This window comes from Glycomyces sp. NPDC048151 (assembly GCF_043202775.1).
In the GTDB taxonomy this organism is placed as follows: Bacteria; Actinomycetota; Actinomycetes; order Mycobacteriales; family Micromonosporaceae; genus Glycomyces.
Genome location: NZ_JBIDBB010000006.1, coordinates 495,072 through 515,708, shown reverse-complemented (window position 1 = coordinate 515,708; position 20,637 = coordinate 495,072). Strand labels below are relative to the sequence as shown.

At 70.9% G+C, this 20,637-nt stretch carries 13 protein-coding genes; 6 read left to right on the top strand and 7 right to left on the bottom strand.

Features of this window, described 5'->3' with window-relative positions; genetic code table 11:
* Window positions 1-642: 642 nt before the first annotated feature.
* A complete protein-coding gene (locus tag ACGGCP_RS17450; protein ID WP_392967261.1) occupies window positions 643-1,098 on the top strand; it encodes a hypothetical protein in 456 nt (151 codons plus the stop codon).
* A 32-nt stretch (window positions 1,099-1,130) separates the two neighbouring features.
* Here the strand turns inward: ACGGCP_RS17450 and ACGGCP_RS17445 are convergent, their stop codons facing one another.
* The 5 genes from ACGGCP_RS17445 to ACGGCP_RS17425 all read right to left on the bottom strand — a co-directional run bounded on the left by ACGGCP_RS17445 (window position 1,131) and on the right by ACGGCP_RS17425 (window position 9,687).
* Window positions 1,131-2,786 (bottom strand): RelA/SpoT family protein, encoded by a 1,656-nt coding sequence (locus ACGGCP_RS17445; protein ID WP_392967259.1) that lies wholly within the window; start codon window positions 2,784-2,786, stop codon window positions 1,131-1,133.
* 527 nt (window positions 2,787-3,313) lie between these two features.
* A complete protein-coding gene (locus ACGGCP_RS17440) occupies window positions 3,314-5,068 on the bottom strand; it encodes a DEDD exonuclease domain-containing protein (RefSeq protein ID WP_392967257.1) in 1,755 nt (584 codons plus the stop codon).
* Between the two features lie 10 nt (window positions 5,069-5,078).
* Window positions 5,079-7,439 carry a DUF3488 and DUF4129 domain-containing transglutaminase family protein gene (locus ACGGCP_RS17435; protein WP_392967255.1) on the bottom strand — a complete coding sequence of 787 codons (2,361 nt, stop codon included), beginning with the start codon at window positions 7,437-7,439 and terminating at the stop codon, window positions 5,079-5,081.
* Window positions 7,436-8,680: a DUF58 domain-containing protein gene (locus tag ACGGCP_RS17430; protein ID WP_392967253.1), complete on the bottom strand. Its 1,245-nt coding sequence runs from the start codon at window positions 8,678-8,680 to the stop codon at window positions 7,436-7,438. The genes ACGGCP_RS17435 and ACGGCP_RS17430 overlap by 4 nt, the downstream gene beginning before the upstream one ends.
* Before the next feature lie 2 nt (window positions 8,681-8,682).
* Window positions 8,683-9,687 (bottom strand): AAA family ATPase, encoded by a 1,005-nt coding sequence (locus ACGGCP_RS17425; RefSeq protein ID WP_392967251.1) that lies wholly within the window; start codon window positions 9,685-9,687, stop codon window positions 8,683-8,685.
* A gap of 290 nt (window positions 9,688-9,977) precedes the next feature.
* Here ACGGCP_RS17425 and leuS point away from each other — a divergent pair, with 290 nt between their 5' ends.
* Entirely contained in the window at window positions 9,978-12,791 is a 2,814-nt protein-coding gene (leuS, locus tag ACGGCP_RS17420; protein WP_392967249.1) for a leucine--tRNA ligase, read from the top strand.
* A 41-nt stretch (window positions 12,792-12,832) separates the two neighbouring features.
* Here the strand turns inward: leuS and ACGGCP_RS17415 are convergent, their stop codons facing one another.
* Window positions 12,833-13,306 carry a hypothetical protein gene (locus ACGGCP_RS17415; RefSeq protein ID WP_392967247.1) on the bottom strand — a complete coding sequence of 158 codons (474 nt, stop codon included), beginning with the start codon at window positions 13,304-13,306 and terminating at the stop codon, window positions 12,833-12,835.
* 208 nt (window positions 13,307-13,514) lie between these two features.
* On the opposite strand from ACGGCP_RS17415, the gene ACGGCP_RS17410 reads away from it, so the two are divergent.
* On the top strand, window positions 13,515-14,933 hold the full coding sequence (locus tag ACGGCP_RS17410; RefSeq protein WP_392967245.1) for an endo-1,4-beta-xylanase: 1,419 nt from the start codon (window positions 13,515-13,517) through the stop codon (window positions 14,931-14,933).
* A gap of 66 nt (window positions 14,934-14,999) precedes the next feature.
* Here the strand turns inward: ACGGCP_RS17410 and ACGGCP_RS17405 are convergent, their stop codons facing one another.
* Entirely contained in the window at window positions 15,000-15,470 is a 471-nt protein-coding gene (locus tag ACGGCP_RS17405) for a Dps family protein (RefSeq protein WP_392967243.1), read from the bottom strand.
* 287 nt (window positions 15,471-15,757) lie between these two features.
* On the opposite strand from ACGGCP_RS17405, the gene ACGGCP_RS17400 reads away from it, so the two are divergent.
* Genes ACGGCP_RS17400 through xylA form a run of 3 tightly spaced genes read left to right on the top strand, consistent with a single transcriptional unit; the run spans window position 15,758 to window position 20,637 of the window.
* Window positions 15,758-18,055, top strand: a complete 2,298-nt coding sequence (locus ACGGCP_RS17400) for a TIM-barrel domain-containing protein (protein ID WP_392967241.1) — start codon at window positions 15,758-15,760, stop codon at window positions 18,053-18,055.
* On the top strand, window positions 18,056-19,450 hold the full coding sequence (gene xylB / locus ACGGCP_RS17395; protein WP_392967239.1) for a xylulokinase: 1,395 nt from the start codon (window positions 18,056-18,058) through the stop codon (window positions 19,448-19,450). It begins immediately after the preceding gene.
* Window positions 19,451-19,464: 14 nt separating this feature from the next.
* Complete coding sequence (gene xylA, locus ACGGCP_RS17390) at window positions 19,465-20,637, top strand: xylose isomerase (protein ID WP_392967237.1); 1,173 nt, start codon at window positions 19,465-19,467, stop codon at window positions 20,635-20,637.

Here is a 20,637-nt window from a genome sequence, read left to right as displayed (position 1 = left end):
CAGAAAACCCAGCCTCACCGACCACTTCCAGTCGCCGCCTGATTGGAGCCCGGGCACGTCCGGCCAGGTTGCCAGAGAGCGACCCGCGCCCCGCTGCCACCTCGTTGTCGCCGCCCGACTGAAGCCCGGGCACGTCCGGCCAGGTTGCCGGAGAGCATCCCGCGCCCCGCTCCCACCTCGTTGTCGCCGCCCGATTGAAGCTCGGACACATCCGGCCTGGTAGCCGGAGAGCGACCGGTCCCCGCTCCCCGCCTTGCTGTCGTCGCCGCCCGAACCCGGATCCGATCAGACCCCCCAGCCGCAAAACGACCCTAGTCCGGCCGCCACCCTGTCATTGCTGTCCGCCTGAACCTCGGGCATCAGCGAGCCGGGTCCCGAAAGCCCCGCCCGACTCACTCCCACTCCTCGTGGTCGCCGCCCGCCTGAACCGTGTCCAAGCAGAGGCCTGGCGGCCGCAACGCCACCCTGGACGAATCCCACCTGTTGTCGCTGCCTGTTTGTGCTGGGGATCGGTCTTCAGGCGGTGGGTTCGCGGTTCGTTGTCATTGCCCCGATGCGAAGTCGACTCAGCAGCGCCTGTCTGCTGGGAGACGCGCTTGAAAACCATGGACTTCGCGGTTTCCTGCATGCGACGGTGAACCCATGTCTTATTCCGGTATCTACCTCGACGCCAAGGACCCGCAGCGAGTGGTCGAAGTCGTGGAGCGCGAGTTTGGTCTTGCCGCGGGACAGGTACATCTGGTCCTGGGGGAGGGGAGCCCGCCGTCTGGCCCGGGCTGGCCTGCTGTCGTGGTCACCTGCGATCCGGTTGAGCGGACAGTGGAGATCGAGGTCGAGTTCGAGGAGCCGTTCCCGGCACCGGGAGGTGACCTTTCGGCGCTCGAGTTCGCCAAGGTGCTCTGCGGGGGAGTGGGATGCAGGGCCTATGTCAGTTCAGCTGGCCTGACTCCTAATCAATGGATTCTGGTGACCCCTGAAGGCGGACACGGCGTTGTCCTCACCGACGACGATGCCGGCGAAGGCGGCCTTCAGCCGGTGTTCGCCTACGCGCTCATCGAGGGTGCGCCTGAGATCCCGGTCTGGTCGGAAACAGGTTGACGTAGACCGGCGGCGTCCTGCTGCCGGGGCGGTCAGTAGCGGTCGACGGTGGTGATGAGCTTGTCGGCGAGCTCGTCGGGGTCGAGCTTCTCGCGGGCGAGCGCCAGGTACATCGAGTCGAGGTCTGGGAAGCCCAGAGAGGACGCCACGCCGTGGAGCGGTTGTTCCCCCGACAGTCCGCGCCCGCGGGCGATCAGCGACCGCCACAGGCGGTTCTTGCCGTCCTTGAGCTCGTCCTCGAAGCGCTGCATGGGGATGACGGGGTACTCGTCGGTCGTCTCGAGGTCGGCGGCGCCGAACCAGTCGTTGATGTGCAGCTGGGCCTCGGGGGTCTTGGCGTGGTCGAGCCACTGCTTCGACGGGCCGTAGGGCTGTTCGTTGGTGAGGACGAGCTCGACGGTGTCGCCGTCGCGCAGCGCCTGCGCGAGCGGGGCGATCTCGCCGTTGACGTACGCGGCGATGAGGCGGTGGCCCTTGGCCGGGCCCGAGCAGTACGCGACGTCCACAGGGGTGGAGGACTTGGGGACCATGAGCTGCTCGCCGTCGCGGGTGAAGACGAGGATGTCCTGGTCGGCGAGGTCGCAGCGGAGCGAGTCGAGGAACTGGCCGGAGTCGGCGACCTCGTGCTGCCAGTCGAGGAGGCGCTGGAGCCACGGCAGCTGGATCTCGGCGGGGTTCGCGCCGGACTGCTTCAGCCCGGCGACGATGCCGACCTCGGCGGTCTCGTGCATCTCCTTGGTGCGGATGAGGAACTCGATCGGGACGCCGCCGGGGCCGGCGACCGCGGTGTGGATCGACTGGTACAGGTTGAACTTCTTGGCGGCGATGAGGTCGCGGAACTTGCCGCCGACGGGCTTCCAGAGCTTGTGGATCGCGCCGAGCGCGGCGTAGCAGTCGGTGGCGGGGCCGTCGACGACGATGACCAGGCGCGGCGGGTCGGCCGGGCCGGTGCCGGGGTGCTTCTGCATCTCGCGGTAGATCGAGTACGGGTGCCGGGGCCGGTCGAGCAGGCGGGCGGCGACCTTGAACTCGCGCAGGGCCCGCCGGACCTGGGGGGCGATGGCGGCGACCTGGCGGTTGCGGTCGGTGTCGGAGCCGAGGTGCTCGCGGATGCGCTGGAAGACCTCGGGTTCGAGGGTCTCCAGGACGATGTCCTCGAGCTCGCGCTTGATGACGTAGAGGCCGAGGCGGTCGGCGAGGGGGATGAGGACGTCCTTGGTGGCCTCGGCGATGCGGATCTGGCTGGGGCGCTTCTTGAACTTGATGGTCCGCATGTTGTGGAGGCGGTCGGCGAGCTTGATGACCATGACGCGGATGTCGCGCCCGGCGGTGAGCACGAGCTTGCGGAACGTCTCGGCCTCGGCGGCGGAGCCGAGGTGGATCTTGTCGAGCTTGGTGACGCCGTCTACCATGACGGCGATCTCGTCGCCGAAGTCGCCGCGGAGCGCTTCGAGGGAGTAGCTGGTGTCCTCGACGGTGTCGTGGAGGAGCCCGGCAGCGATGGTCGCGGTGTCGACGCCGAGTTCGGCCAGGATGGTGGAGACCGCGATCGGGTGGGTGATGTAGGGCTCGCCGGAGCGGCGGGCCTGGCCGCGGTGCATCTGCTCGGCGATGCGGTAGGCGCGGCGGACCAGGAGCATGTCGGGCTGTTCGCAGTGCGCACGGTGGGCCGCCTCGAGCTGCGCCACCTTTCCCGCGAGGTCCCACGGGTCGTCCGGCTTGGCAGACCGAGTAGCGGAAAGCAATGCGCGCAACATGAAAGCCTCCGATGCCCAAGGTTGACCGCATTCTAGATGTACAACGATTCTTGGAGAGAATCGACACTAGACACTGTCGGATTTCGGCAGGGCCGCCGCATTCGGCGGATGACACACAGTACCCGCGCGGAGCGCTTGCTGGAAACCCCAAGCGCCGCAAATGAATGCGAGACGACTCACGTCCGATTCGCGCAGTTGCGCCGGTCTCAGGGATTGGCACGCTGGGTTCCGTTGGGACAGCGGAACGTCGGCGGGCCGGTCCCAGGATGTGGAAGGCTCCGGTCCCCGGGTCGGGTGTGTCGGCGCATGAGCGCCCCCGGTTGCAATGATCCCGGAAGGGTGTGACAGGACCGGTCAGGCGAGGGTGTATCGGGTGCGGGTGCGGGTGCGGGTGCGGGGTGCGGGGTGCGGGGTGCGGGGTGCGGGGTGCGGGCAATGGTGATGGGTTGGGGGGGGGGTTAGCGTTCGCCGCTGCTGCGGCGCCAGGGGGACGGGTCGTGGGGGACGGCGCCGTTCCAGCGTTCGGCGCCGTCGAGGCGGCTGGCCCAGGGGTGCTCGACCATGACGAGGCGGACGTCGGGGCGGGCGAGCCATTCGAGGAGGAGCCGGGCCTCGGCCGCGTGGGCGGCGTCGGCGACGTCGTTGAGCGGATCGACCGAGCGGGCGGTCTCGCGGAGCTTGGCGATGTGCGGCATCGGGTCGGCCCGGGGCGGGGTGCGGACGGCCCCGGCGAGGAGCCCGTGGCGGATCACGGCGACCTCCCAGCCGCCGCCCTTGGCCCGGCCCGCCGCGACGATCTCCCCGGCCGCCACGAGGCTCCTGGTGCGGTGGGTGGCGGCCGCGAGTTGGAGGTACGCCCCGAGCTCGTCGCGCTTCTCGGCGGCGGTCTCGAACCGCTCGGCCGCCGCGAGCTCGGCGAGGCGCTCGGTGACGGCCGCCGCGATCGGGGCCGGGTCGCCGTCCATGGCGCGTGCGGCCCGCTCGGCGACGGCCGCGTACTCCTCGACGGTGACGGTGTGGCGGCACGGCTCGACGCACTTGCCGATCTCGCCGAGCACGCACGAGGGCGACAGCCGCTTGGGGGACAGGCGGGTGCGGCACGAGCGGATCGGCAGGGCCGCCTCGATCGCGCCGATCGCGGCCTGCGCCTGCGTCCCCGAGGACGGGCCGAGCCGTGGCGCGCCGGGGGCAGGCGGGTTGCGGGAGACCTGGAGGCGCGGGTACGGCTCGTCGGTGAGGCGCACCCAGGAGCGGTGCTCGGGGAACTTCGCGGCCCGGTTGTAGGGCGGCTTGCCGCCGGAGATGAGCCGCAGCTCCGCGACGCCCGCCTCGAGCCGGTGAGCGCACTCGACGACCTCGACGCGTTCGGCGGAGGCGAGCATGTCCCGCAGGCGGCGGCGCTGCTCGGCGGCGGAGAAGTAGCTGCGGACGCGGGCGGCGACGTCGACCGAGACGCCGATGTAGAGCGCCCGGTCGTCGGCGTCGCGGAAGATGTAGACGCCGGGGGCGTGGGGGAGGCCGTCGGCGAGGTGGCGCTTGCGGCGCTGCAGCTCGGAGGGGATGGCGCGGCAGAACTCGGCGAGCTCGGCGTCGGTGTCGACGCCGTGCCCGGAGGCCCGCTCGATGAGCGCGTGCAGGACGGTGACGGTGGCGCGGGCGTCGTCGAGCGCCCGGTGGTTCGGCGTCACGGGGGAGCCGAAGAACCGCGCGAGGGTGCCGAGCCGCCGGTTGGGGACCTCGCTCTTCTCGGTGAGCCGCCGGGCCAGGACCACGGTGTCGATCACGGGCGGGCGGGGCCAGCGCGTGTCGGTGAGCTCGCAGGCGTGGCGCAGGAACCCGATGTCGAAGCCCGCGTTGTGGGCGACGAGGGTGGCGCCGCGCGCGAACTCGAGGAACGCGGGGAGGACCGCTTCGATGCCGGGGGCGTCGGCGACCATCGCGTCGGTGATGCCCGTGAGGCGGGTGACGCGCGGGTCGATGGACTCGCCGGGGTTGACGAGGGTGCCGAACTCGCCGACGACCTCGCCGCCCTTGACCTTGACCGCGCCGATCTCGGTGATGCCGCACGCGTCGGCGGCGAGGCCGGTGGTCTCGAGGTCGACGACGCAGAACGTCACCTCGGACAGGGGGGTGCCCAGGCTGTCGAGGGTCGGCTGGGAGTAGCCGGTCTCGGTGAGTGCACCGTCGCTCTCGGCAGCGCCGCGTCTGTACATGGACGCCAGCCTAAGGGCGGCCTGTGACAGACCGGTCCTTGCGGCTGTTCGAACGTCGCGGCCGCCGCACCGCCGAGCGGACCCGGTCCGCGGCCCTGGAGGAGCGCCGGGCCAGGCGGGCGCTCTCCTCGGCCTGCTTCGCGGAGACCTTCGCGAGCAGCGACGCGGGCCAGAACATCGCGCGGTAGCGCCGTCTCGCCTCGGTGTTCTTGTCCAGTTCGGAGTGGAGGTCGCGCACGGCGTCGGCGAGCCCGGTCGGGTCGGCCCCGCGGGGCGAGTAGCGGTGGCGGGCCATGGCCGCGCCGAGCGCGGTCGCGGCCTCCCGCGCGCCGGGGGCGGCCTGCGCGAGGACCCCGGCGGCCTGCCTGGGGGTGAGCGAGTCGCTCAGGCCCACGCCGTAGTCGAGGGCGAGGTCCATCGCTTCGTCCCAAGCGGTCTTCGCGGTGACGCGGGCGGGGTCGAGCCGTCTGCGGCGCAGGAGGCCGCGCCACACGGCGGGCAGGAACGGGAGGGCCAGGGCGGGGAGCAGGAGCAGCCAGGCGGGGTTGAACGAGAGGCCGCCGCCGGTGCCGTCGTCGGTGGCCTGCAGGGTCGGGCCCTGGGTGCTCTGGACGCCTTCGGTGGGCTCGGCCGGGGCGGTCGTGCTGCCGCCGCTGGGGCTCTCGCCGGGCGCGGTGGACGCGCCGGGCTCGGCCGTCTCCTCGTTCTCCTCCTGCGGTTCGGTGGCCCACGGGAACGAGACCGCGCCGGGCACGCCCGAGGACGGGGTCGGGTCGTAGGTGACCCAGCCGGATCCTTCGTAGTAGACCTCGACCCACGCGTGGTAGTCGCGGTTGGTGAGGACCCATTCCTCGCCGTCGCGGGTGCCCTGGGACATCCCGATGACGACGCGTGCGGCGACGTCGGCCTCGCGCAGCATCCACGCCATCGCGGCCGCGTACTGCTGGCAGTAGCCCTCCTTGGTCTCCAGGAAGTCGAGGATCGCCTCTTCGTTGCCCGCGTCGGAGGTCTCCAGGGAGTACTGGAAGCCGTTGCTGGCCGAGAGGTACCGTTGCACCGCGAGGACCTTGTCGTGGACGGTCTCCGCCCCGGCGAGCTCGCGCTCGACGATCTCGGTCAGCTCCGGCACCGTGGGGTGCCTGGTGTTGTCCTGCCACCGGTCGTCGGAGGGGTCCATGCCGTCGGCGGCGGCGAGCACGTCGGCGGAGGGCGCTGAGTCGACATAGGACATCGAGTAGGAGTCGACGTCGCCCATGTCGGAGCCGTCGCCGTTGATCACCGCGGTCTCGTCGTCGACCTCCCAGCTGCCCTCGATCGACAGGTCGACCGGGGTGCCGTAGACGGGCACGACCGGGGCCTGCATCGCGAGGTTCTCGATGTCGGCGGTGTACACCTCGGCGTCGCCGGGTGCGTTGTCGCCCAAGGAGTCGAGCGAGTCGCCGTTCTCGTAGTCGTTGGGGGCGAAGCCGTCCGTTGTGAGCTCGTCGAGGACGTGCATGCGCAGGTAGCGCGGGTTCGGGTCGTCGGTCTCGACCCGCAGGACGTCGACCTCCTCGGGCTGGTTGAGCGACCCGGACAGCTGCGCCCACGGGTTGACGTCGCCGAGCCCGGCGTCGCTGCCGCCCTCGTAGCCCTCCGAGACCCGGTCGATGAACCCGGACGTGTTGGCGGGGACCACTGTGAGCGCCAGGAGCGTCACGACGATGAAGCCCATCGCCGACCAGCGGGCCGTGCGCGCCATCGGCGACGGGAACCGCTGGGACACGAGCTGGCCCGTCCCGGTGAACCGGTGCCCGAACGCCGAGACGCGCCGCAGGTTGTCGTCGGCGAGCAGCCACAGGTATGAGACGGCCGGGAGGATGAACCAGAACCAGGCCGTCGCCTCGGGCGCGACCGACACCGGCACCAGGTACATCGTCAGGAGCGTCAGCCCGGCGAGCGCGGGCGTGCGTAGGCCGACCACGAACATGTCGTGGAGGATCGCCACGAGCCCGATCCCCACGAGCGTCAGGAACAGGATGCCGCCCTCGGCGGACACCGGCGGGGCCTCCCGCACGATCCCCGCGACGCCCTCGCCAGCGAGCACGCCGAAGTGCGCGAACGTGTCCGGCAGCGGGATGATGAGGAGGAAGCCGGTGCCGTCGCCGAAACCGGCGGTGAGGACGATGAGGAGCGCCGCGCACATCGCGGCGGTCTGCAGGCCCTGCCCGCGCCCGGCCGCGCGCGTGAGCGACCCGGCCGTGGCGATCATCGCGATCGTGAACAGCACGGGGACCGTCCACCCGAGGCCGTCGAAGATGCCGATGAGCGGCGTCAGCGTCAGGGCCAGGGTGGCGGCCGCGACCATCGTGGCGTGCCGCTGTCCGCTCATGCGAGAGTCCTCCACGCGCCCAGGCGGGTCCACACCCGGCGCAGCTCGGTCCCGGCGACCACCGGGATCACCTGCCAGCCCGCGTTCGACAGGGTCGACACGGCCGCGACGTGCTGCTCGGCGAACGCCCGCTCGCGCGGGTCCGGCCGGCTCGACGGCGCCTTCGGGATCCACCGCACCGGGTCGACCACGAGCGCCGTGCACGCCCCGCCGCGCTTGGCCAGCCGCCCCAGCGTCGCGGCCTCCTCCGGGCTCAGGTGCCCCAGGAACGCGACGATCCCGGAGACCGAGCGCGGCCGCTGCGCCTTCTCGACCATGTGCGACACCGGCGCCTCCGGGGCCGCCGCCACCGTCGCCAGGTACCGCATCGCCTGGCTGTAATCGCCCTGGCGGCACTCGAAGTCGCGGTGCGCGGTGATCAGCCACGGGTCGATGCCGTCGCGCGAGAGCCGCACCGTCGCCGAAGCGGCCGCGTCGACCATCCACTCGAAGCTCGAGCCCTCGCCGCGGTGCGCGCCCCGGCGCACGTCCAGCAGGACCGCCGCGTTGTTCTCCCACGGCTGCTCCTCGCGGCGCACCATGAGCTGCCCGCGGTGCGCGCTGGCCTTCCAGTGGACGCGCCGCATGTCGTCGCCGTGGCGGTACTCGCGCACGGCGATGTCGTCGTTCCCGGTGATCGCGACCGCGTGCGCCGCCGACTCGCCCGACGACATCCCCGCCCCGCCCGGCAGCAGGAGGCTGCGCAGCGGCTGGATGCGCGGAGTCACGATGAGCTCGGTCGTCAGCGGGAACTCCTGCACCGAGACGGCCAGCCCGAACGGGTCGGACGTGCGCACCGTCAGCGGCCCCAGCTCGTACGCGCCCCGCGTGCCCGGCGTGATCGTGTAGTTCACGACGCTCCGCGCGCCCGGCGCGAGCTTCTCCAGCACCAGCCGCGGCCGGTTCCCCAGCCGGTACGGGATGCGGTCCTCCAGCATGAGCGCCGGGGGCCGCCCGCGGCCCGTGTTCTGGATGCCCAGGCGCACCTGCGTCGGCTGCCCCGCCTCGACCTGCGCCGGGTTCAGCACCCGGTTCGACTCGAGCGAAGGCCGCGACCAGCGCAGCATCACGAGCCCGCCCAGCGGCGCGATGAGCGCCAGCAGCGCCGCGCGCAGCAGATCGCCCTCGCCCACCACCAGGGAGACGAGCCCGACCACCACGCTCACCGCCAGCAGCGTCTTGCCGCGCCCGGTGAGCTCCACGCCTAGTACCTCCCCGGGTGGGACACCACCGGGACGTGCCGGAGGATGTCCGACACGATCGCCTTCGTGTCGCCGCCGCCCATCGTCGTCTCCGTCGTGGGGATGAGCCGGTGCGCGAGCACCGGCACCGCCAGCTGCTGCACGTCGTCCGGCAGCGCGAAGTCGCGCCCGTCCATCGCCGCGAGCACCTGCGTGCACCGCAGCAGCTGCAGCGTCGCGCGCGGGCTCGCGCCCAGCCGGACCTGCGCGTTCGTGCGCGTCGCGGCGACCAGGTCGACCACGTACCGCTTCAGCTCGGGGGCCAGGTGCACCGCGCGCGCCGCCGCGATCATCCGCACGATCATCTCCGCGTCGGCCACCGGCCGCAGCGCGTCGAGCGGGTTGTACTCCTCGCGGCGGTCCAGGAGGGCCAGCTCCGCGTTCACGTCCGGGTACCCGATCGCCAGGCGCGCCGCGAACCGGTCGCGCTGCGCCTCCGGCAGCGGGTACGTCCCCTCCATCTCCACCGGGTTCTGCGTGGCGATGACCATGAACGGGCTGCGCAGCTTGTACGTGTTCCCGTCGACCGTGACCTGCCGCTCCTCCATGCACTCCAGGAGCGCGGCCTGCGTCTTCGGGCTGGCGCGGTTGATCTCGTCGCCCAGGATCAGGTTCCCGAAGATCGCGCCCGGCTTGAACACGAAGTCGCGCTTCTCCGGGTCGAAGATGCTCACGCCCGTCACGTCCGAGGGCAGGAGGTCCGGCGTGAACTGGATGCGCCGCACCGAGCAGTCGACCGAGCGGGCCAGCGCCTTCGCCAGCTGGGTCTTGCCGACCCCCGGCACGTCCTCCAGCAGCAGGTGGCCTTCCGCGAGCATCACCGCGAGCGCGAGCTTGATCGTGTGGGACTTGCCCTCGATCACCCACTCGACGTTCGTCAGGATGCCCTCGGCCGTCGCCTTGAACTCCTGGGGCGAGAGCGGCGCGGGGGCCTGCGGCGGCTGGCCTGGGGACGACTCGAAGGTCAATGGTCCTCCCGGGGGAAGTCTGTGGGAATGGGCGACCTGACACGCCGTCCCGCGTTACGGTCGCCTGTCCGCCATCCTACTCGGATGCGCCCAGCGCCTATGTCACGCGCCACCGCAGGGGCCCTCCGCTACACTGGGGGCATGTCCCGGGCTTTCGCGCTCCTTAGATAGCCGTGTCGGAGCGAACCGACACGGCCACCCCTGCATGCCAGGGGTTTTTTGCTGTCTAGGGTCTATACCCGGAAACCGCAGCCCGAACCCAGAGCCATCACCGGACCACAGGACGAGCCATGACCGAACCCGCACACCGCTACGACGCCAAGCTGGCCAACGAGATCGAACCGCGCTGGCAGGAGCGCTGGGAGGCCGAGCAGACCTTCCGCGCCCCCAACCCGTCCGGGGCCCTGGCCGAGCCGGGCCACCCGCGCGCCGGGGCGCCCAAGAAGTTCGTCATGGACATGTTCCCGTACCCCTCCGGGGCGGGCCTGCACGTCGGCCACCCGCTGGGGTACATCGCCACCGACGCGTACTCGCGCTACCTGCGCATGGCCGGGTTCAACGTCCTGCACCCGCTGGGCTTCGACGCGTTCGGCCTGCCCACCGAGCAGTACGCGATCGCCACCGGCCGCCAGCCCGCCGAGATCACCGCCGAGAACATCGACCGGTACCGGCGCCAGCTGCGCCTGGTCGGCATGGGCTACGACAACCGCCGCGAGTTCGCCACCACCGACCCGGACTACTTCAAGTGGACCCAGTGGATCTTCCTGCAGATCTTCAACTCCTGGTACGACACCGACGCCGACAAGGCCCGCCCGATCGCGGAACTGATCAGCGCGTTCGAGTCCGGTGAGCGCGCCACCCCCGACGGCCGCGCGTGGTCCGAGCTGTCCGCGGTCGAGCGCCGCCGCGTCGTCGACGGCCACCGCCTGGCCTACGTCACCGAAGCGCCCGTGAACTGGTGCCCCGGCCTGGGCACCGTGCTGTCCAACGAGGAGGTCACCTCCGAGGGCCGAAGCGAGCGCGGCAACTTCCCGGTCTACACGCGCACCCTGAAGCAGTGGATGATGCGCATCACCGCCTACGCCGACCGGCTGCTGGCCGACCTGGACGGACTGGACTGGACCGAGTCCCTGAAGTCCATGCAGCGCAACTGGATCGGCAAGTCCACCGGCGCTTACGTCGACTTCGCGACCTACGCCGGGGACATCCGCGTCTTCACCACCCGCCCCGACACCCTGTTCGGCGCCACCTACATGGTCCTGGCCCCCGAGCACCCGCTGGTCGAGGCCCTGACCGCCGAGTCCTGGCCCGCCGGGGTCCCCGCCGCCTGGACCGGCGGCCACGACACCCCCGCCGGGGCCGTCGCCGCCTACCGCGCCCAGGCCGCCGCCAAGACCGACGTCGAGCGCCAGGCCGACGCCAAGCAGAAGACCGGCGTCTTCACCGGCGGCTACGCCACCAACCCCGTCAACGGCGAGACCGTGCCCGTCTTCATCGCCGACTACGTCCTGGCCGGGTACGGCACCGGCGCGATCATGGCCGTCCCCGCCCACGACGAACGCGACTTCGCGTTCGCCAAGGCCTTCGACCTGCCGATCCGCCAGGTGATCTCCGGCGAGGCCCCCTGGGACGGCGAGAGCGCCTACACCAGCGACGGCACCGCCGTGAACTCCGGGATCCTGGACGGCCTGCGCGTCCTGGAGGCCAAGGACCGCATCGTCGCGTGGCTGGCCGAACACGGCCGCGGCGAAGGCGCCACCACGTTCCGCCTGCGCGACTGGCTGTTCAGCCGCCAGCGCTACTGGGGCGAGCCCTTCCCGATCGTGTACGACGAGACCGGCCTGCCCGTCGCGCTGAGCGACGAGCACCTGCCCGTCGAACTGCCCGAAATGGACGACTTCTCGCCCAAGACCTTCGACCCCGAGGACGCCGACTCCGCTCCCGAGCCGCCCCTGGGCCGCGCCAAGGACTGGGTCGAGGTCGAACTGGACCTGGGCGACGGGCCCAAGACCTACACCCGCGAGCTGAACACGATGCCCAACTGGGCCGGGTCCTCCTGGTACGAGCTGCGCTACACCGACCCGAAGGCCGCCGAGGCGCTGGCCGACTCCGCCAACGAGTCCTACTGGATGGGCCCGCAGGACAGCGAGGACGTCGGCGGCGTCGACCTGTACATCGGCGGCGTCGAGCACGCCGTCCTGCACCTGCTGTACGCCCGCTTCTGGCAGAAGGTCCTGTTCGACCTGGGCCACGTCTCCAGCCGCGAGCCCTTCCGCCGCCTGTTCAACCAGGGCTACATCCAGGCCTACGCCTACACCGACGACCGCGGCGTCTACGTCCCGGCCGAAGAGGTCGAGGAGGAGGCCGAAGGCGTCTACACCTACAAGGGACAGAAGGTCGACCGCGAGTACGGCAAGATGGGCAAGTCCCTGAAGAACGTCGTCACCCCGGACGAGATCTGCGAGTCCTACGGCGCCGACACCTTCCGCGTCTACGAGATGTCGATGGGCCCCCTGGCCGACTCCAAGCCGTGGGAGACCCGCGCGATCGTCGGCTCCCAGCGGTTCCTGCAGCGCCTGTGGCGCAACATCGTGGACGAGGAGACCGGCGAGGTCACCGTGGCCGACACCGCGCCGAGCCCTGAGACCCTGCGCGAGCTGCACAAGGCCATCGCGGGTGTCCGCGACGACTACGAGAACCTGCGCATGAACACCGCGGTCGCCAAGCTGATCACGCTGAACAACCACCTGACCGGCCTGAACCCGGTTCCGCGCGAGGCCGCCGAGGCCCTGGTCGCCATGGCGGCGCCGATCGCCCCGCACATCGCCGAGGAGCTGTGGGAGCGCCTGGGCCACAAGGGCGGCATCGCCTACGTGGACTTCCCGGTCGCCGACGAGCGCCACCTGGTCGAGGACACCGTCACCTACCCGGTGCAGATCAACGGCAAGGTGCGCGGGCGGGTCGAGGTCGCCGCCGGGGCCGACGAGGAGGCCGTGAAGGCCGCCGCGCTGGCCGAGGAGAAGGTGGCCGCGAACCTGGCGGGCAAGGACGTCAAGAAGGTCATCGTGGTGGCCGGCAAGATGGTCTCCATCGTCGCCAAGTAGTCCACTGTGCTGAGGGCGGGTCCGGCCGGACCCGCCCTTTGCTATTCCTCCGGCCAGCTCGATCCGCCGCCCCGGTACGTGTACGCGGCGGCCTTCTCGCTGTGCAGCAGGAAGAGCAGTGCGAGGCACAGCGCGAGCGCGAGGTAGGCCGAGAGCGCCGCCGCGCTGTCGTAGCCCAGGCTGGTCCGCACCGGCGCGATGCTGAAGCCGACCGCGGCCGGGACGTTGTAGAAGCAGGAGAGCACGCACAGCGCGATCTCCGTGGTACGCGCCCAGTTCTGTCGGGCGGCGATGCCCACCGCCAGGACCGCACTGGCGAGCGCGGCGAGGGCGGTGGTGACGAGCAGGCCCATCACCAGGCTCGGGCCGGGCTCGGACAGGACGCCGCGGAGTTCGAGGAGGAGCGAGGCCTGGACGGCCAGGGACAGGACGCTGCCGCAGATGAGCGCGAGCGCGGCGAGGACCTGCCAGGGGATAGGGCGGTGATATGCGGGTTTCGCTTGCAGGGGTTCCATGTTCGCAGGATACCGCTTTATCGTCACTATGACGAGTACTATTCTCGTCAGGTGGACGAATATTCGTCCTCGCGAGGTCGGTATTGACCAGCATCTATGTTCCCGCTAGGCTGTGCTCACCTCGTTGGGAGCGCTCCGCTCCCGCTTGGGCCCATCCTTCGAACAGCCTCGTACCCTCACGGCGCGGCACCACCCTGAGGAGCATTTCGTGCTGAAATCCCGTCAACGCCGCCGCGCTGTGATCGCGGGGGTCGTCACCGTCGCGACCGCGGCGCTCGGCATCGGGCTCTCGACCCAGTTCGCGAGCGCCCAGACCACCCTCCGCGGCGCCGCCGACGCGATCGGCAAGGACATCGGCGTGGCCGTCTCGTACAGCCAGCTCATGAACAACGCGTCCTACCGCAACACCGTGGCCTCCGAGTTCAACTCCCTCACCGCCGAGAACGCGATGAAGTGGGACGCGACCGAGCCCTCCGACGGCAACTACACGTTCACGCAGGCCGACGCCATCGTGGACTTCGCCGAGGACAACGGCCAGACCGTCCACGGCCACACCTTCGTCTGGCACAGCCAGACCCCCTCGTGGGTGCAGAACCTCTCCGGCACGGCCCTGCAGACCGCGATGGTCGACCACATCAACACCGTCGCGAACCGCTACGAGGGCCGCGTCGACTCCTGGGACGTCGTCAACGAGGTCGTGAGCGACTCCAACGGCGCTCTGCGCGACTCCTTCTGGCTCCAGAAGCTCGGCGAAGGCTACATCACGACCGCGTTCCAGACCGCCCGCGCGGCCGACCCGAACGCCGACCTGTACATCAACGACTACTCGATCGAGGCCGACAACGCGAAGTCGGACCGGATCTACACCATCGCCCAGGGCCTGAAGGCGCAGAACCTGCTCGACGGCGTGGGCTTCCAGTCCCACCTCATCCTCGGCCAGGTGCCCTCCACGATGGAGGCGAACCTGCAGCGCTTCGTCGACCTGGGCCTGAAGGTGCGCATCACCGAGCTCGACATCCGGCTCCAGACCCCGGCCGACTCGGCCGAGCTGGCGCAGCAGGCCGCCGACTACCAGCGGGTGGTCGAGATGTGCGCTGAGCTGGTCGACTGCACCGGCGTCACCGTTTGGGGCCTGCGCGACGGCGACTCCTGGGTGCCGAGCGTCTTCCCCGGCTACGGCGCGCCGCTGCTGTTCAACGACGACCTCTCCAAGAAGCCCGCGTACACCTCGACGCTGAACGCCCTCGGCGGCGACGGCACGGGCAACCCGACCACGACCCCGGCCACCACGGACCCCGCGACCACCACGCCCCCGCCCACCGGTTCGGGCTGCACCGCCCAGCTCTCTGTCCAGAGCCCGTGGAACACCGGCGCGACCTATTCGGCGACGGTGAAGGCCAACCAGGCCCTGACCGGCTGGAAGGTGACGTGGACCTGGCCGGGCTCGGAGCGGATCTCCAACGCCTGGAGCGTGACCGGGACCCTGACCGGGGCGACGGTGAACGGCGCGAACGCCGCCTACAACGGCACGCTCGCGGCCGGGCAGTCGACGACGTTCGGGTTCAACATCACCAAGAACGACGGCTCGACCGCGTCCGTCCCCACGGTGACCTGCACGCCCGCCTAAAGACCTGATCTCTTCGCACAGGTGAGGGCCGGGACGCTCGCGTCCCGGCCCTCACCGCTGTCCGTGCTAGGCCAGTTCGGCCTGGAACATCCAGCTCTGCTTCTCGAGTTCGGCGGTGACGCCGATGAGGAGGTCCTGGGTGACCGGGTCGGCCGACTCGGTGACCTCGATGCGCTCGCGCATGTTGGCGATGATGGCGGTGTACGCGTCGATGAAGAGAGAGACGACCTCGGTGTCGCTGATCTGGCCGTCGTGGATCTTGGGGACCGAGGAGGTCTCGGCCACGGTGCTCGCGCGCCCGTCGGCGCTGACGCCGATGGCGATGGCCCGCTCGGCGACGAGGTCGGTGGCGTTGCGCGCCGACACGACGATCTCGTCGAGCTGCAGGTGCAGCGAGCGGAAGTTCTTGCCGTAGACGTTCCAGTGCGCCTGCTTGCCGACGAGTGACAGGTCGATGAGGTCGACGAGCGCGCCCTGCAGGGCCTTCGCGGTGGTCTCGCGGTTCTCGTCGGAAAGGCTGGAGCGGACGGTGGACATCTCGGTACCTCGCATCGGACTGGGCTCTGGCTCGTGAACGCGGTGCGCGACTTCGGGCGGTCGCACCGCCCAGGGTAGCTTTCCCGCGCCCGCCGCGCGGGCGACTCGGCGCACCGGGCGTGCGGCAGGCGGGAAATCCGGCTTCCGCGCGCGTGAGAGGAAAGGCCTGCGGAATCCCGTCGCCCCCGGTCGCAATTTGTTCGGATAGTCGATAAACTAATGAACGTCGTGCCGACCCACCCCGGCCGCGCGCTGCCGTACGAACCCTCAACAGGCTGGAGCCTCGAATGCCATACCGCCCGCCGCTGGTCGCCCGCGAGTTCTTCGTCGCCGACCCCCCGGAGCTTCCCGTGCGCGCCGACGGCGAGCAGGGTCTGTCCGCCGTCACGAGCGCCGAGGTCGCCGAGACCGGCCCCGCCTCGGTCCTCCTGAAGGCCGTGACGAGCGCGGGGGAGGAGCTGTACGTGGGCCTCGCCGCCGTCGCCGAGGGCGTCGTCCGCGCCCGCCTGTCGGCCGACCCGGCCGCCCGTCCCGCCGCCGAGAAGATCATCGAGCTGGTCCACGCCGGTGCGTACGCTGACGCGAAGGTCTCGGTCGACGGCGACACCGTCGTCGTCGACGCGGGCTCCGTGCGCGCCGTCGCGACCCTCGGCACCTGGTCCCTGAAGTACACCGACGCCGCCGGGAAGACCCTGGTCGCCCAGAACCCGGGCGAGACCGACATCTCCGGGCGCCTGCGCTCGCTCCCGTTCGGCCGCTCCCTCGTGGACGGCGCCCCGGTGGCGTTCCACGAGTCCTTCACGGCCGCGCCGGACGAGGCCTTCGCCGGGTTCGGCGAGCGGTTCGCGCCGCTGAACGCGCGCGGCCAGCGCCCGCTCATGTGGAACTTCGACGCGTTCGGCTCCGAGTCGATCCGCATGTACAAGAACGCGCCGATCTACGTCTCCGACCGCGGCTACGGCATCGTCGTCAACTCCGGCGCGCCCGTCGAGTTCGACATGGCCCAGCAGACCCACGCGGCCGTCGAGTTCATCGTCCCCGACGACGCGCTCGAGTACTTCGTGCTCGGCGGGACCCCGGTCGAGGTCCTCGACCGTTTCGACGGGCTCACCTCCCGCCCGGCGCTGCCCCCGAAGTGGGCCTTCGGCACCTGGATCTCCTCGGGCTTCTTCGTGGACTCCGAGGAGCGGGTCATGGAGCGGGCCAAGAAGATCCGCGAGCGCGGCATCCCCTGCGACGTCTTGCACCTCGACACGTTCTGGCAGCACGAGCCGCACTGGTCGGACATGCAGTGGGACCGCGAGAACTTCCCCGAGCCCGAGCGGATGCTCACCGAGCTCGCCGCGCAGGGCTTCAAGGTCTGCCTCTGGATGAACTCGTACATCTCCGCCAAGTCCGCGGTGTTCACCGAGGGCGACGAGCACGGGTACTTCCTCAAGAACGCCAAGGGCGAGACGTACGTGGCCGACGTCTGGCACGGCTCGCACCAGCCCAGCGGCATCGTCGACTTCACCAACCCCGACGCGGTCGCGTGGTGGAAGGACCTGCTGCGCGGGCCGCTGCAGGCCGGCGCGGCGCTGTACAAGACCGACTTCGCCGAGGGCGTGCCCGCCGACGCGGTCGCGTTCAACGGCATGACCGGCACCGAGCTGCACAACGTGTACACGCTGCTCTACAACGATGCGGTGGTCGACGTGACCCGCGAGGTCAACGGCCACGAGCTCGTGTGGGCGCGCTCGTCGTTCCTCGGCGGGCAGCGCCACTCCGCGCAGTGGTCGGGCGACGTGCAGACCACCTGGGCGGGCCTGGGCGGGACCATCCGCGGCGGCCTCTCGCACGGCCTGTCGGGCATCCCGTTCTGGTCGCACGACACGGGCGGCTTCAACGGCACCCCGAGCGACGACCTGTACATCCGCTGGGCCCAGTTCGGCGCGCTGTCGCCGCTGCTGCGCTACCACGGGACGACGACCCGCGAGCAGTGGGAGTTCTCGGAGCTGGCCGAGCGCCTCTCGGTGGAGTCGCTGCAGCTGCGGTACTCGCTGATGCCGTACATCTACTCGGCCGCGGTGCACGCCTCGCGCACGGGCGAGCCGGTGCTGCGCGCGCTCAACGTGGACGACCCCGCGGACCCGGTGTCGTGGAACGCCGACCAGGAGTACCGCTTCGGCAAGGACCTCCTCGTCGCGCCGGTGAACGACCCGTCGGGCGAGCGCAAGGTGTACCTGCCCGAGGGCCGGTGGATCGACTACTGGACCAAGGAGGTCCACGAGGGCGGCCGCTACATCGACACGAAGCACCCGCTGGAGACCTTCCCGGTGTTCGTGCGCTACGGCGCGATCCTGCCGCGCGTCGCCCCCGGGGCCACCGTGGGCGACGGCGCGTTCGAGGCGATCACCCTCGAACTGTGGGGTACGCCGGACCGCGGCATCACGATCAGCGACGTCGACGGGGACACGACCGTGTCGATTGAAACAGTTTCCGAAACTGTTGTGACCCTGAGTGCGACCGGCCCGGCGGACATCGCTAAGGTGAGCGTCATGGATGTTGCGGGGAAGCCCGCGAACGCAGAGCTGGAGCGTAATTAGATGACACTGGTGGCCGGAGTCGACTCGTCGACGCAGTCGACGAAAGTGTTGTTGGTCGAAGCCGAGACAGGCGAGATCGTCGACTCCGGTCGCGCCTCCCACCCGGACGGGACCGAGTGCCCGCCCGAGGCCTGGTGGGAGGCGCTCCAGGAGGCCGGCAAGGGCCTCCTGGAGCGCGCCGAGGCCGTGGCCGTCGCCGGGCAGCAGCACGGCATGGTCGCCCTCGATGCGAACGACCAGGTCGTGCGCCCGGCCCTGCTGTGGAACGACACCCGCTCGGCCCCGCAGGCCGAGCGGCTGACCGCCGAGCACGGCGGCCCCGAGGCGTGGGCCGCCGACACCGGCCTCGTCCTCGCGGCCTCCTTCACCGCCACGAAACTCGCCTGGCTCGCCGAGAACGAGCCTGAAAACGCGGCCAAAACTGTTTCGGTGATGCTCCCGCACGACTGGCTCACCATGAAACTCCGCGGCGTCACCGCCGCCGAGGCGACCACCGACCGCTCGGACGCCTCCGGCACCGGCTACTGGTCGCCCGCCACCGGCGGCTACGTCCGCGACCGGCTCCTCCAGGCCTTCGGCCGCGACCTCGCGCTCCCGCGCGTCGCCGCCCCGAACGAAATCGTCGGCCGCACCGCCTCCGGCGCGGCTGTCGCGCCCGGCACCGGCGACAACGCCGGAGCCGCACTCGGCCTCGGCCTCGGCCCCGGCGACGTGGCCGTCTCGCTCGGCACCTCCGGCACCGTCTTCGGCGTCTCCGACGTCCCCGCCGCCGACGCCTCCGGGCTCGTGGCCGGGTTCGCCGACGCCACCGGCCGCTTCCTGCCGCTCGTGTGCACCCTCAACGCCGCCCGCGTCCTCGACACCTTCCGGGCCCTCCTCGGCGTCGACCACGCCGAGTTCGACCGGCTCGCGCTCGCCGCCGCACCCGGCGCCGGAGGCCTCACCCTCCTGCCGTACCTCGACGGCGAACGGACCCCCAAGCGCCCCAACGCGACCGGGGTCATCAGCGGGCTCACGACCGGTGCGACGCGCGAAGACCTCGCCCGCGCCGCCGTCGAAGGCATGCTCTCGGCCCAGGCCGACGGGCTCGCCGCCATGGCCGCCCAAGGGCTCCAGGCGAAGCGCGTCCTCCTCATCGGCGGCGCGTCCGCCTCCGAGGCCGTGCGGCAGATCGCCCCGAGCGTCTTCGGCGTCGACGTCGAAGCCCCTCCTTCGGCCGAATACGTCGCCCTCGGCGCCGCCAAGCAGGCAGCATGGGCCCTGACGGGCGCCGAGAACCCGCCGCAGTGGAAGACAGGCGACACCGCGCGGCTCACCGGCACGGCCGCCGCGACGGTGTCCGAGCAGTACGCGACCCTCCGGGACGAGACCTCGTCCTGGGCCGCACATCACTAGGAAAAGGACAGATCATGACCGACAAATACGCACCGGTGCCCGAGGACAAGTTCTCCTTCGGCATCTGGACGGTCGGCTGGGCGGCTCAGGACGTCTTCGGCTCGGCCACCCGCGAGGCCATGAGCGCCGACCGCGCCGTGCGCAAGCTCGCCGAGCTCGGCGCCTACGGCGTCAACTTCCACGACAACGACGTGTTCGACTTCGACGCCTCCGAAGCCGAGCGCGACGCGAAGGTCGGCGCGTTCCGCAAGGCCCTCGACGAGACCGGCCTCAAGGTCACCACCGCCACCACCAACCTCTTCAGCCACCCGATCTTCAAGGACGGCGGCTTCACCCACAACGACCGCGACGTGCGCCGCTTCGCCATCGCGAAGGTCATGCGCAACATCGACCTCGCCGCCGAGCTCGGCGCCGAGATCTACGTCGCCTGGGGCGGCCGCGAGGGCGCCGAGTTCGGCGGCTCCAAGGACGTCCAGTCCGCCATGGCCCGCATGAAGGAAGCCTTCGACACCCTCGGCGACTACGTCACCGAGCAGGGCTACGACATCCGCTTCGCCATCGAGCCCAAGCCGAACGAGCCCCGCGGCAACATCCTGCTGCCGACCCTCGGCCACGCCCTCGCGTTCATCAACGAGCTCGAGCGCCCCGAACTCGTGGGCATCAACCCCGAGATCGGGCACGAGGAGATGGCCGGCCTCGACTTCGCCGCCGGCATCCGCCAGGCCCTGTGGCACGGCAAGCTCTACCACATCGACCTCAACGGCCAGACCGGCCCGCGCTTCGACCAGGACCTGCGCTTCGGCGCCGGCAACGTCGGCGGGGCGTTCTGGGTCGTCGACGCCGTCGAAGAGGGCATCGCCAAGGGCCAGTACACCGGCCCGATCCACTTCGACTACAAGCCCCCGCGAGTCGAGGACGACAACGGCGTGTGGGTCTCGGCCGCCGCCTGCATGCGCAACTACAAGATCCTGCAGTCCAAGGTCCGCGCCTTCCGCGCCGACCCCGAGGTGCAGGAGGCCCTCAAGGCCGCCCGCGTCGCCGAGCTCGCGACCCCGACCCTCGCCGAAGGCGAGACCTGGGCCGACCTCAAGGACGTCAAGGTCGACGTCGAGGGCCTCGCCGCCAAGGGCATGGCCTTCGAGCACCTCGACCAGCTCGCCCTGGAGCACCTCTACGGCGTCCGCTAG

Bases quoted from the DNA above. Each gene is read 5' to 3' on its own strand.
- ACGGCP_RS17450 (WP_392967261.1), top strand. From the start codon at position 643: ATGTCTTATTCCGGTATCTACCTCGACGCCAAGGACCCGCAGCGAGTG.
- ACGGCP_RS17440 (WP_392967257.1), bottom strand. From the start codon at position 5,068: ATGTACAGACGCGGCGCTGCCGAGAGCGACGGTGCACTCACCGAGACC.
- ACGGCP_RS17435 (WP_392967255.1), bottom strand. From the start codon at position 7,439: ATGAGCGGACAGCGGCACGCCACGATGGTCGCGGCCGCCACCCTGGCC.
- leuS (WP_392967249.1), top strand. From the start codon at position 9,978: ATGACCGAACCCGCACACCGCTACGACGCCAAGCTGGCCAACGAGATC.
- ACGGCP_RS17415 (WP_392967247.1), bottom strand. From the start codon at position 13,306: ATGGAACCCCTGCAAGCGAAACCCGCATATCACCGCCCTATCCCCTGG.
- ACGGCP_RS17405 (WP_392967243.1), bottom strand. From the start codon at position 15,470: ATGTCCACCGTCCGCTCCAGCCTTTCCGACGAGAACCGCGAGACCACC.
- ACGGCP_RS17400 (WP_392967241.1), top strand. From the start codon at position 15,758: ATGCCATACCGCCCGCCGCTGGTCGCCCGCGAGTTCTTCGTCGCCGAC.
- xylB (WP_392967239.1), top strand. From the start codon at position 18,056: ATGACACTGGTGGCCGGAGTCGACTCGTCGACGCAGTCGACGAAAGTG.
- xylA (WP_392967237.1), top strand. From the start codon at position 19,465: ATGACCGACAAATACGCACCGGTGCCCGAGGACAAGTTCTCCTTCGGC.